This is a genomic window from Hydrogenovibrio halophilus DSM 15072, assembly GCF_000384235.1.
Classification (GTDB): domain Bacteria; phylum Pseudomonadota; class Gammaproteobacteria; order Thiomicrospirales; family Thiomicrospiraceae; genus Hydrogenovibrio; species Hydrogenovibrio halophilus.
The window spans coordinates 1,943,131-1,955,985 of record NZ_KB913033.1 but is presented as its reverse complement, the minus strand read 5'-3'; the positions used below and the strand labels follow the sequence as shown (position 1 = coordinate 1,955,985).

The 12,855-nt window shown below is 60.1% G+C and carries 8 protein-coding genes; 2 read left to right on the top strand and 6 right to left on the bottom strand.

Going from position 1 to position 12,855, the window contains the following annotated elements; translation table 11 throughout:
• Positions 1–101 precede the first annotated feature (101 nt).
• Positions 102–1,718 carry an L-aspartate oxidase gene (nadB, locus tag A377_RS0109405; RefSeq protein WP_019896087.1) on the top strand — a complete coding sequence of 539 codons (1,617 nt, stop codon included), beginning with the start codon at positions 102–104 and terminating at the stop codon, positions 1,716–1,718.
• 49 nt (positions 1,719–1,767) lie between these two features.
• On the opposite strand, the gene A377_RS0109400 is transcribed toward nadB, so the two are convergent.
• The 3 genes from A377_RS0109400 to A377_RS0109390 form a co-directional block, all read right to left on the bottom strand.
• Positions 1,768–2,313, bottom strand: coding sequence for a chemotaxis protein CheW (locus A377_RS0109400; RefSeq protein WP_019896086.1), 546 nt, complete (start codon positions 2,311–2,313; stop codon positions 1,768–1,770).
• A 74-nt stretch (positions 2,314–2,387) separates the two neighbouring features.
• Positions 2,388–6,116, bottom strand: a complete 3,729-nt coding sequence (locus tag A377_RS12360; protein ID WP_019896085.1) for a UvrD-helicase domain-containing protein — start codon at positions 6,114–6,116, stop codon at positions 2,388–2,390.
• Positions 6,113–9,061, bottom strand: a complete 2,949-nt coding sequence (locus tag A377_RS0109390) for a PD-(D/E)XK nuclease family protein (RefSeq protein WP_019896084.1) — start codon at positions 9,059–9,061, stop codon at positions 6,113–6,115. Before A377_RS0109390 ends, A377_RS12360 begins: the two co-directional genes overlap by 4 nt.
• 105 nt (positions 9,062–9,166) lie before the next feature.
• Here A377_RS0109390 and A377_RS0109385 point away from each other — a divergent pair, with 105 nt between their 5' ends.
• Complete coding sequence (locus A377_RS0109385) at positions 9,167–9,526, top strand: putative quinol monooxygenase (RefSeq protein ID WP_019896083.1); 360 nt, start codon at positions 9,167–9,169, stop codon at positions 9,524–9,526.
• Here A377_RS0109385 and chrA read toward each other — a convergent pair.
• From chrA to A377_RS12350, 3 genes are all read right to left on the bottom strand, one after another.
• Positions 9,521–10,750, bottom strand: a complete 1,230-nt coding sequence (gene chrA, locus A377_RS12355; RefSeq protein ID WP_019896082.1) for a chromate efflux transporter — start codon at positions 10,748–10,750, stop codon at positions 9,521–9,523. The genes A377_RS0109385 and chrA overlap by 6 nt on opposite strands.
• A 170-nt stretch (positions 10,751–10,920) precedes the next feature.
• Positions 10,921–12,021, bottom strand: coding sequence for an MBL fold metallo-hydrolase (locus A377_RS0109375; RefSeq protein WP_019896081.1), 1,101 nt, complete (start codon positions 12,019–12,021; stop codon positions 10,921–10,923).
• Positions 12,018–12,698, bottom strand: coding sequence for a TetR/AcrR family transcriptional regulator (locus A377_RS12350; protein WP_019896080.1), 681 nt, complete (start codon positions 12,696–12,698; stop codon positions 12,018–12,020). The genes A377_RS0109375 and A377_RS12350 overlap by 4 nt, the downstream gene beginning before the upstream one ends.
• Between the last annotated feature and the right edge of the window lie 157 nt (positions 12,699–12,855).

The following is a 12,855-nucleotide window of genomic DNA, read 5'->3' as shown; positions in this document are numbered from 1 at the left end:
TGGCATCACGGCTTAAGTGTTCCATGCTTTATGCTACCATTATGCAGATTTTCAAGGCTTTCGGCACCCGGCGTTGCCTCACTGACACAACAGGCTGACAGATGACCTCACAGACTTACCCCAAATACTGCACCGACATTCTGGTAATCGGCAGCGGCATTGCCGGCCTCTCGGTCGCCCTGAAACTGGCCAGACACGCCAAGGTCATGGTGGTGGCCAAAGCCTCGCTCAATGAAGGCAGTTCGGTTTACGCTCAGGGCGGCATTGCGGCGGTGCTGGACCCGTTCGATTCGGTGGAATCCCACATTGAAGACACAATCGAAGCCGGTGCCGGTCTGTGCGACCCCGAAGCCGTGCGTCTGGTGGCGGAAAAAGGGGCCGAAGCCATTTACGAACTGATTGATCTGGGCGTGCCTTTCAGCAAACACGATGCGGAGAGCTACCATCTGACCCAGGAAGGCGGTCACAGCCACCGCCGGGTGATTCACGCCGCCGACCATACCGGCAAATCAGTGACCGAAACCCTGCTGGATCAGGTCAAACAAACGGCCAATATTACCCTGATGCCCAATCACATGACCGTGGACCTGATTCTGTCCGAAGACCGACGTGAGTGTCTGGGCAGCTATGTTCTGAACCAGAGCACCCAGATTGTGGCCACACTGGTGGCCCAGAAAACCGTTCTGGCCACTGGCGGCGCGTCCAAGGCCTATCTGTACACCAGCAACCCGGACACCTCCACTGGCGACGGCATAGCCATGGCCTGGCGTGCGGGCTGTTCGGTCACCAATATGGAATTCAACCAGTTTCATCCGACCTGTCTGTTTCACCCCAAAGACCGTTCGTTTCTGATTTCCGAAGCGGTTCGGGGCGAAGGCGGGATTTTAAAACGCCCGGACGGCACCGCCTTTATGGCGAACTACGATTCACGGGCCGAGCTGGCCCCGCGCGACGTGGTCGCACGCGCCATTGATCAGGAAATGAAAACCCACGGCCTCGACTGTGTCTACCTCGACATCAGTCACCGACCGGAAGCCTTTATCCTCAACCATTTTCCCACCATTTATGCGCGTTGCCTCAAGGTCGGCATCGACATCACCCGCGACCCGATTCCGGTGGTCCCAGCCGCCCACTACACCTGCGGTGGGATCACCACCGACCTGCACGGCCAGACCGAGATCGACCATCTCTATGCCATTGGCGAAACCGCCTACACCGGCCTGCACGGGGCCAACCGGCTGGCCAGCAATTCATTGGTGGAAGGACTGGTGTTTGCGCAAACCGCTTACGAATCGATTCTGGAAAGCTTTGACCCGGCCTTGTCGCTGTGTGAAAGTCGAATTCCTGTTTGGGACGACCGTCAGGTCACCCAGCCCAAGGAAAAAGTGCTGGTCAGTCATGACTGGGATGAGGTTCGGCGGGTGATGTGGGATTATGTGGGCATTGTCCGCACCGACAAGCGGCTGCAGCGGGCGCTGAAACGGATGCGGATGCTCAAGGACGAAATCCATGAGTTTTACCGCCACCACACGGTCAGCAGCGATTTTCTGGAACTGCGCAACCTGACCGAAGTGGCGGAACTGATGATCAAAAGCGCGATCAAGCGCAAGGAAAGCCGCGGGCTTCACTTCAATCTGGACCACCCGGATCGGGTGGAACCAACGGCTCCGACGCGCCTGACGCCCAGACACGCCATCCAAAAACGTCCGTCAAATTGATGCCGGGCAGTCGAACCGCGTCATTCCGCAGGCTTGATCCGACAGGATGCTAGCCGTTGCGAAGCGGCACATCGTCCACATTCGCGACCTGTTCCAACAAACCGTCTGTGGCCAGACGGTCAATGTCAATCAAGATCACCATATGCCCTTTTTCGACTTTGGCATTCGGGTCTTTCTGATTGATGTCCTGGGTCTTGGTCACCGCTTTGCCGGATTCGCTGATCGTGGCCAGCCCCTGCATGAAATGGTTGTCGACCGAACTGGAAATGTCCGGTGGCGGTTGCAGCGCATTCATGTCGAACGCATGCACGTCCGAAACCGCGTCCACCACCAGACCCACCACCCGCTCGCCCTGAGCGGTCAGAATCTGAACCACAATCACCACCGTGGTGGCGTCCACTTCCGCGCGCAGTTTGAAGCGTTCGCGCAGATCCAGCACCGGCACCACCGTACCGCGCAGATCCACCACGCCTTTGACGTAACTGGGCACATTGGGCAAGGGGCTTGGTTTTTCCCAGCCGCGGATTTCCTGAACGCGGTCAATCGCCACCGCGAACTCTTCCTTGCCCAATTTAAAGGTCAAAAACTCTTTCATCTTCGATTCTTGTGCCACCAGATTTCCTCCATCCGAATGCGTTAGCGAGATATTACTCTCTGCACAAGCAATTATCAATCCACTTGCGCGTCCGGTTCTTCCCGGACCACCACCCAGGCGTCCAGCGCACACAGATACAGCACCTGCGTCTGGGGGCGCGATTCCAGCCGGGCAATCAACTCACCGTAACGGCCGAGCTGAGGCGCATAAGCCTGTTTCATCTGCTCGACAAACGCCGCTTTGTCTGCCTCAGTCAGCATCGTCGGTCCGGCATTGGTTTTGTAGTCGATGATCCAGCGCCGTCCCCGCTCATCTACCAGTGCGCGGTCCACCACCGTATGCAGAACCTTTGTGTGCAAACCCAGGGCCTGATCCCCCATCGGCACCACTTCCGACAGGGCCCATTCCGAGTGGGCAGACAGGTGGTCATCACTCAATGCCCAACGCACCCGCTGATGATTCAGGGCATTGTGCAGACAGGCCATCACCCGCGTCAGCGCCGCCGCCACTTGCGCAGACGGCAATGCCGCACCCAATTGCTGACGCAGCCAGGGCTGCAGGGTTTCCAATCGAGCCAGATCCGCCTCAGCGTTTTCCGCCAGCGCCCAGTGCTGCAGCACCTGATGCACCAGATTGCCGACCGTCTTGCCAAACACGCTGTCGGCTGCCGAACCGGCGAGGTTGGCTTTTGAGGCCGACTCCCTCTGCGGCATTTCCGCCCCCACTGACTCGGAAGTCTGAGTCGCACTGGGCTGATGCCGCTGTTGATAGCGCTGCCACTGCGATTGCTGTTTTAACCAGGCCTGGTAATTTTCCTGTCCCACTGGCGATCCGGGCGTCAACGGCTCAAACGCAGGCACATCCGGGCGGCGGCGCGCCACCTTGGCAACCGCACTGGCCTGGGGCTCGTCGTCGTTGCGTTCGGGTTCTCCGCCTTGCTCCACCCACTGGACAAAACGGTCCCGCAGGGTCGTGTCCAGCACCGGCCACAAAATGTCGAGCAAGCTGCCCTTGGGCGGGGTCAGGTTTTCCGGGTCGTCAAACGCCTTGCGGCCCGGCGGCATGGACACAAACAGGTGCAGGCAGCGCTTGGCCCGGGTGGTGGCCACATAGAGCAGACGCGACAATTCATGCCGCTGCTTGCGCTGGTCAAAGGTTTTGATCAGCTGGTTCAGCCGAGTGTCCGCCTGGGCGCGCGCGGATTTGCCCTTTTGCATCAGCGGGGCCAGCACCCAGCGGGTCTGGGTCTGTCCCAGCGCGTCGTCCTGTTTGAAACTCAACCACTGCACCAAAGGCTCGTCATCACTGCGGCCGGTTTTGGCCAGAGACGGCAGAATCACCGTATCAAACTCCAGCCCCTTGGACTTGTGAATGGTCATCAACTGCACCTGTTCGGCGGCCTGCGACGTATCGGGCAAGGCATACAGATCGGCCAGTGCCTGCGCCAGCGTGGGGCCAGACACGGACGTACCGGCCATCTCCAGTTCCATCAGCATCCGCTGCCAGACCCGGGCGTTGTCGCGGGCCGTTTCCGTGGTCAGGGTGCGGGCCCCGCCCAGTTGCAACCAGGCCTGCATCACCCGCTCGCTCAGCGGCAGCGCGCCCTCCAGCCGCAAGGCATCGGCCAGCACCGGCATGGCCTGTGCCAGCGCCGCCTGCCCTGCCTCGGTCAGCGTCTGCACCCGTTGCGAATCGGTCAGGGCCGACCAGACGGCATCATGAAAACGGGCCCGATCCCCCAGCAACGCGAACAGGTCCTCAAGAGACAAGCCCACCAGCGGCGAGCGCAGCAGCGCCAGCCAGGCGGCGCGGTCTTCCAGATGCGTCAACGCCAGCGTCAGTGCCTGCAAATCCTGAATTTCCTGCCGCTCGGACAGGGCTTCCAATTCCACCGCACGAAAAGCGATGTCGGCGTCTTTCAGCGCCTGGGCAATCGGTTTGAGGTGGCTGCGGCTGCGACCCAGAATGCCGAGCGTGGCCCCATCGGGCCGGGTCTGTTGCCATTGACGCACCTGCGCCACCACCTGCGCCAGATCGGTTTCCGGTTCAAACCCGCCATGACACTGAACCGTCTCGGCCGGGTCATGCTTTTGCGATTGCGCCGGGGCAAAACACACGGCCCCGGTGGTCATGTCGTCTTCGGGCGGCATCACAGTGGCGAAGGCCTGATTGACCCAATCGACCAGGCCCCGGCTGGCGCGAAAGTTCACAGTCAGGGTCAGCGAGGTCAGCGCCAACTGGCCCAAACCGTGGTGCCAGGCCTGCAGAAAATTGGCCACTTCGGCTTCCCGAAAGCGGTAAATCGACTGCATCGGGTCGCCGACCAGAAACAGACTGTGGCCATCGCCGGGCGACCAACCGGCGATCAGTTTTTCCAGCAGCGCAAACTGCGACACCGAGGTGTCCTGAAACTCATCGATCAGCAAATGCTGCAATCGGTAATCCAGTTGCTGGGCAAAATCGGTGGGCGCATCCGGCTCACCCAGGGCACGGGACGCGGCCTGGGCGATTTCAATGTAATCGCTTTCGCCCTGCTGCTGAAACACCAGTTTCAGATGGGCCGCCGCCCGGCGCAGCAGATGCAGCAGGTGCTGCAACGCTTGCCAGGATTCGTCGTCGTAAGCCGGGTCGGGCAGTCCGGCCAGAGTCGCCAGCGCCGCCGCGGCCTGCTGATCGGCATCGGCCTCACGCAAGCCGAGCAGGCATGCTTCAACCTGCTCTTTGTACTGTTGGCGCTGAACTTTTTCTTCGCCCTTGACCTCGGAGGGCGACAGAACGCCCTGCTGCTTGTTCATTTTCTTTCGCCACTCGCCTTTTCCGGTGAGCAGCCAGTCCGCCAGTGTCCGCCAGACCGACCGATCCGAACCGGCGTCCAGCCCTTCCGGCAGAGCCACGCCTTCCAGCCCCTTGGCACCATTGGCCTGGGCCACACGCGCCAAAGCCACCGCCTCGTTCAGAATTCGGGTCAATGGCGTCAACCGGGCCAACGCGGCACGGGTTTCCTGCTGCACCAGATCGTTGAGCGCGGTCTGCAACATGTCCCGCGCCGCATGATCGGCTTCGGCGTCGTCTTCGCCCGCCAGAAACGGCAGCAGACTGCCCATCCACTGATCGCGTTTGCCCAGCATGTCGGCCAACTGGTTCTGGGCGCGAGCATAGGAACCATTGACCAGCCGCAGCAGCGTCATCACCGCGGCTTCCGCCTGGGCATCCTCGCAATCGCTCAAGGCCCGGTTGGCCGCTTGCCGATACAAGGCTTCCGGCTGATCGGCAATCTGACTGGCCATACCGTGACGCGACAGATAAGGCATCTGCTGAACCAGATAGCTGTTCAACGAATCGATGGTGCGAATGCGCAGACGGCCGGGATTGTGTTCCAGCCGCCAGCCGCATTGGCGATCACGCTGCAACGCCGCCTGTGCCAGCCGATGGGTATTCTGCTCAAACACATTGCTTCCGGCGCTCAGGGGCTTTTTGGCTTCGGCCAAGGCCGCGACCACCCGTTCGCGCATTTCGGCCGCGGCTTTTTTGGTAAAGGTCATGGCGACAATGTTTTCCGGCGCGTCCACCACCGACAACAAACTCAGAAAACGCTGGGTCAGCAACGCGGTTTTGCCCGACCCCGCCGGGGCCTGAACAATGAACGACTGAGTCGGGTCCACCGCCTGATAACGGGCCTGACCGTCGTCGATCCCGGCATCCACCGTCAGCGTCTGCCAGACGGCGGCCTGTAACGAATGTTCCTGCGAAACGTTTTCGGGCAGGTGGTCCGCATCGTCAAAGGGCAACGAAGATTGGGTCATGCCTGCGTCTCCTGAGTGTCGGTGGCGGGGTCGGTGATGGGATCGGTCATGGGCTCGGTATGATTGGCTTCTTCCCATTGATAACGGGCTTCGGGCAGTCGCATTGCCAGCTGGGCGGCGGCATAGGCCAGATCCTTTTCGCTGCGACCGGGCATCAGACACATCGCCGCGTCCCCCTGCTGAATGCCTTCGGCCAGTTGCCAGACCTGTTGTTTCAAAGTCTGCAAGGCTTCATACCAGGCCTGGTCAAAATCGGTCCGCCCGTCTTTTTTCGCCTCGGCAGACACATCAATCTGGCGGCCGGTCAGTTCAATCGCTTCGCCATCCGCCAGCAGCGCCGATACCCGCACACCGTCGTCGCTGTGCAGAATGCCATAACCCAGTGCGCCCACATCGTCCACCGCATACAGATAAGCGGCCAACTGGGGCGCTTTGATCGGCCATTGCCACAGGTCTTTGGCGCTGGCTTTGCCGGTTTTGTAATCCAGCAGCAAATGGCGCTGCTCCGGCGCGGTTCCGGCCAGCGCATCCACCCGATCCACCTTGATCTGAAGCCGCATGCCCGCCAGTTCAATCGGATACGCCTGCTCAAACGCCACCACCTCAAACGGCGAACGGGCCGCTTCCAGTGCCAGCCAATCCAGTACCAGCCGGGTCAAGCGGCGCTGCTCCAGTTTCAGCAGCGTGGCGGGATAACGGTCGGCCAGTTCCGCCAGTCCCTCTTGCACCAGATCGGCCACCCGCGTTTCGCGTTCGGAATCGGACAGAGCCAGCAACTGCGCCTGCGTGCGTTGCGCCCGCCAGAAGTGTTCCAGCACCCAGTGCACCAGCGTGCCCAGATGGTGCCGGGGCACCCCGTCTTCCACCTCTTCCAGCCCATAACGGGCCCCGAGGCGGAAGTCCATAAAAGCCATCAGCGGGCATTGACTCTGGGCGGTCAGAATGCCCACACCGCCGGGCAATTCCTCTCCGGCTTCCACTGGCGGCGCGCGGTCGTCCCGCACCCAGATCACAGGGTCTGCCACTGCCTGTCGGGCAATCAAATCCGGCCGGGCACCTTCGACGGCATACGACGTCGCCGATGGCGAAGCCTGATCCCGGTCGGCCAGCAAGACAGCCTCGATCAGCGGCGAAGGCAGCACCGTGGCCTCGCCATCCAGACGCGGGTAAGACCAGACACTCTGTGGCGCGGACTGACGCAAACGTTCGGTCACGCCTTGGGCATAATCAAACTCGCGTTCCACACTGCTGCGGGGACAGGCATGCGCGCGCTGAAGCGCCACCGGCAAAAACGCATTGGGTTTGGGCGGACGCGGCCAGTTCTGATCGGTCAATTGCAACACCCAGAGCGCATCAAACGCCTGCCCACCGGCTTCGAGCATCCCCATCACCTGAATCGGCGCTTCCGCCAACGATTCCGGCTGATGCACCCGTTCCGACAGAAATCGGCGCAACAGGGTCAGCCACTGATGCGGACGCTGCTCGCACGGACTCAGGGACAGACCGGCGAAAGCGTCCAGCGCCTCCAGAAACGCCTGTTTCTGTTGCTGCTCGCGGCTGCTGAGACTGGTCTTTTCGCCTGCGAAAGAAACGTCTGAGGCGGCTTTGCTGGAAGAACCCGCCGGATCGGCCCAGGCCAGGTCGGCCAGAAGCTGACGCGCCCGCTCGACAAACTCGCCCACACTCACACGGGAAACGGCCTCGCGTGCCAGCACCGTCTCAAACCCGCGCGCCAGCCGGGTGGGCAGACGCGCATGGCCCGATGCCTCGGTTTTGAGGTGTTTCAGCAACGACGGCCAGACCACCTGCGACCACTGCCAGCGGCGCAAACGCTTGTCCAGCGCCTGTCGCTGAGTGCGCAAGCCAGCGGTATAAGGCGAACAGAGCCAATCTGACCAGACCTGGTAAGAAAGGGGTTTTTCCGGCTGCAAAGCCAGATCCAGCGTCTGCAGCGCATTGTCGACAATCGGCAACTGACTGAGAGCGTCGCCCTGGGAAAAATTGACCAGAGACGGCGTGGATGCGGCGGTGTCGGACAACCCCGACAAAGGCTGGCCAAAGGTCTGATGCAATGCTTCATCCAGTGCGCGCTTCAAATGCGGTTGCAGGCCCTGCCAGTCGGGTGCCACCAGACCAATCCGTATCTGCGCCAGTGGGCGGCTCTCCGACAATTCAGCCAGGGTCTGCGCCGCCCAATGAGCCGCCTGGTGCCATTCGCTGCGGGCATCGGGCAGCACCGCGGTTTGCACCTGTGGTCGGGCGACTTCGGCGCTGGCGTCTTCGTTTACCGTGACCCCGGCATTTCGCATCAGCGCAATCACCGACCTCATGGCCGGAGGCCATTCATCAAAACCGGCCAGAGTCAGCGTTTCCGGCAGACCCGCCGCGCCCGCCTCCACCTGGGTTTTGAGCTGGTGATAACGCCAGCGTTGATACGTCGGCCCATCCAGAAAACGGTGTTGGTGCAGAAACTGGCGATAGTGATCCGCCAGAGCGTGCCACAATCGGGCCTCACCGGAATGACTGTGCTCCGCCAGAAACGCGGCCAGATCGTTTTCGGTGGCCACAACCGGGCTCGATTCGCCCTCAAATCCCAGAACGCATTCGTGCCATAACGACCAGGCCTGGTAAAGTTCCCGTGCCGTGTCCGGGCCGTCAAACAAGGCAAACGCCGGTTGGTCGCTGAGATGCCGGTGCAAAAGGTGCGCCCATTGCTGCGTGGCCTCAAACGGGCTCAGCACCCGCTGGGGCAAAGTCTGCGCCGAAAGTCGTCCCTGAATCACCTGACGCGCTTCCCAGTCACGCCACCACTGTTCCCAAGTCAGAATCTCCGGCGTCTCCCGCGTACGGGATTCGGCGATCACCCCGTCCGTGACCCGTTGCTGCATCAGGGTCCGGGTCAGGCGGCTGTTGGCGGCGATCATCACATGATTGGCAGTCATCATTGGGGCATCAGTCAGTCGGTAACAAAGGAAAACGACAGTCTATCAAATCTGGCCGTGAATCGCGTAAAATGGCGCAGGTCATTCGTTTAAAATCAGGAAAAATTCATGTCGAAGAAAGTCTATTGCACTGCCCAGTTCCAGCCCAAACCCGGCCAGGAAAAACGCCTGTTTGAGACCTTGCAATCGCTGGAGCCCAATACCTTGCGCGAAGACGGCTGCCTGCAATACGTGGTCACGCGCCGCTTAACCACGCCGTTTGCAGACGGGGAAAGCTTTCCGATTGTGTTTCATGAAATCTGGGCCGACATCGAAAGCTTTGAAGCCCATTGCCAGCGCAGTGAGATTCAGGCGTTTTTCCAGAATTGTTGTCTGGCCGAAGACGGGCTGGCCGCGGACTGGAATGTGTGCGCCTACTCGGACGAACCGGCCGATTACGACCACCCGTTCAAGCAGTCTGATTCATAAACTCTGAGCCATAAACCCGGCGACCAGCGGATTGAGCAGCAACAGCGCCCAAATCGGTCCTTGTCGGCGCAACCAGACCAGATTGATCGCCAGCATCAGCAAAGCGAGCAGAGTGGGGCCGCTGGTGACGCCGGACAGTGTGACCGAGGTCAGGGACAACGCATGCACCAGAATCGGATTCAGCCAGGCGGCGGCCAGCAACCCCACCACCACCGCATAGATCGCGGCCAGCCCACCGGCGATCCGGGGCTGTTTCTGCCAGGCCTGGTAATAACGCAACCCGCCCATCAACAACAGAAACCCCGGCAGAAAAATGGCCAGTGTGGCCACCAGCGCCCCGGCCAGACCGACCGTCTGAATCCCCAGAAAACTGGCAAACGCGAACATCGGCCCCGGCATGGCCTGCACCGCGCCATACCCGGCCATAAACACCTCGGCAGACAAGGGGCCTTCGGGCGCAACCCAGTCCTGTTCCAGCAACGGCAACATCACATGCCCGCCGCCAAACACCTGAAACCCGGTGAGAACCGATTGCGCAAACACGCCACTGAGGGTGGTCAGCACCAGCGGTAACGCAAGCGCCAACCCAAACAGTGCCAGCGCCGTCAACAGCAGCAAACGGCTCTGCCACAGGCTTGGCCGACGCTCCCGCAACATGCCATCCGCCATCCCGTCTGTCACGGGTTCTTGTGGCCGCAAAGGCACAAAGCCCCAGACGGCCCCCACGCCGCCCCAAAACAGAATCAAGCCCCAGACGGGCAACGGCGTCAACAAAAACAGGGCGCCGCTCAACACTCCGATGCCCCACAAACCCCAGCGTTTGCCCAGAGCCGAACTCATTTGCACCACCGCCAGTGAGACCACCGCAGCGGCCACCCAAAGCCAGCCCTGCATCAGCGGGGCCAGACTGGCATAATAGGTTTGTCCCAGCCAGCCAAACACGCCCAGAATGGTGGCCGTGGGCAAGGTAAACCCAACAAAAGCCGCCAGTGCGCCGCCCCATCCTGCGCGCTGATACCCCAGCAAAAAGCCCAGTTGAGAACTGGCCGGTCCCGGCAACATCTGCGACCAGACCAGCCAGCGTTCAAACGCCGCCGCCTCAAACCAGCCCAGCCGCTCAACAAAGGTGCGCTGAAAAAACGCCACATGCGCCGCCGGACCGCCAAAGGCATGGCACCCCAGCCACAAAAAACGCCAGAACACGTCCCAACTGCCAGGTCTCATATTCGCTGCTCCTCTTCCAGAGCACCAGTGTAATCGATCACTCTGACAGCCATGTGACAGACAAAAAAAGACCTTCCGGTCAGAGACGCAAGAAGGCCAAGAACGAACGCAAACGGTTCAAGCCACCGACTGGAAAGGGTCGGTGTGTGAATTTTTACGGGAGGCAACCATCATTCAAAATTTTCACCCAGATCGCCGCCGGTCATTTCCTTAAAAATGTGGCGGGCGTTGTTTTTGTAGGTCTGCTCATACACCGAACGGTCGGAATACATCGACTGGTCAATGCCTTCGGCTGCGGTCGCGTCGCCGCCCGCTTCAATCACTTTTTCCACTTCCTGGTGCATGTACACCAGATAATCGTGGGTGTCTTCCTTCACTGTGGCCATATCGGTCGGCGCGCCGTGCCCCGGAATCACCAGCACGTCTTCGGGCACGTAATCCATCATGGTCTCAAAGGTTTCGACCCAGTGCTGGGTGTTGGTGTAGGAAAACAGCGCCAGCATGCGGCTGTTGTAGCCCACATCGCCGGTCAGCAGCAGATTGCGCGACGGCACATACACCAATGTTGACCCAGGCGTGTGACCCGGCCCAAAGTTCAACAGCTCGACCACTTCGCCGCCACCGACGTCCACCACCATTTTGTCGCTGAATTCGGTGAATTGATCCGACACATTGCGCGCCGAATCGGTGATTTCATGACCAACCCGCTCGCCCCAATGCTGCTTGATGTGATCAAAATTCTGGTCAAAATCCTGGTTGGCCACGTCATGCGAATAGAGGTTTTTCACCCCCACATCGACCCAGTAACTGCTGCCCAGATAAGCGTGGCCCTGCGAGTTTTCCACCGCAACCCACTTGACCGGCTTGTCGGTGTGTTCCTTGATCATGCGGTGAAACGAACCGGCCACAGCCGGGTTGGGTCCGGCATTGAACACAAACACGCCGTCTTCGAACTCCATCCAGGTCAGGTTGTTGTTCAAGCCGAAATTGGTCGGGTTGTGCCAGATCAGGCTGCCGACCACCGTGTAGACGCCATCGGTCACCTTGACCGGCTCAGGCAAAGACAGAGTCGGACCGATGTAACCGGCTTTTTTCAGGGTTCCGGCCACATCTTTGGCATAGGTATCAAACGAGCTGGCCGTGGAGGCATTGGCCGCCTGCATTTCTTTTGCATAGGCATCAAAGCCCGCCACATACGGATCCTGACTGGCCTGCGCGCTCACTGACAGCCCCATGATCGCCGAGGCCAATAACGTTTTTGAAAACTTCATGCTTGCTCCTTGATTGCATTCTGCGCTTTGCGCTCTGATGTGTTTGCCAGACTTTGCCAGGCCTGTTGCGCCAGTGATTGCCATTCACTTTTGACCAGGCCTGGTAACAAACCGTCCAAATAAAACTGAATCCAACGCAACACCGGCCCATACGCCAGCGCCGCCGCCTGCATCGGTGGCATGGAAGCGATTTCCCCGGCGTTCTGCGCCTCCACCAGCACCCGGCGCAGGGTCACAAACGGCTGCTGCGCACACACCGGCGGTTGCTCCGGCAAAAATTCCTGATGCCGCGCCTGCAGGATAAAGCGCATGGCGTGCGGGTGGGTCTGCGCTTCGCCCATCATCCAGTCCACCAGATGGCGGTAACGCTCCCAGCCGCCGTCATGCTCGCCGATGATCCGCGTCTGCGCCTGTTCCAACTGTTCCAGCAGTGCCAGCATCAGACGCCGGGCGATAGTTTCCTTGTCGCCAAACGCATGATAAATCGAACCGGAACTGACCCCGGAATGGGTGACCAGATCGGCAATGGAGGTACTGAAGTACCCCTGCTGGTCAAACAGCACCAGCGCCGAATCCAACACCTTCTTCTGTGAAGCCGGCAGCTTCAGACTGTAAAAAAACGAACGCGGCCAAGGCGCTGGCTCGTTGGTGGATGAAATGGGCTGAATGGATGACATGACCTTATTAGAATACACATTCTAATCCGGCACAAGCCGAAATTTCGCAACCATTGTGCAACGCACAGGCCCTCTCAACCTCCCATAGATAACGATTTTGACCAGATCATTAGTTTTTATGCACGAGCCACATAAATTATTTCTAGTTCCAATTGTG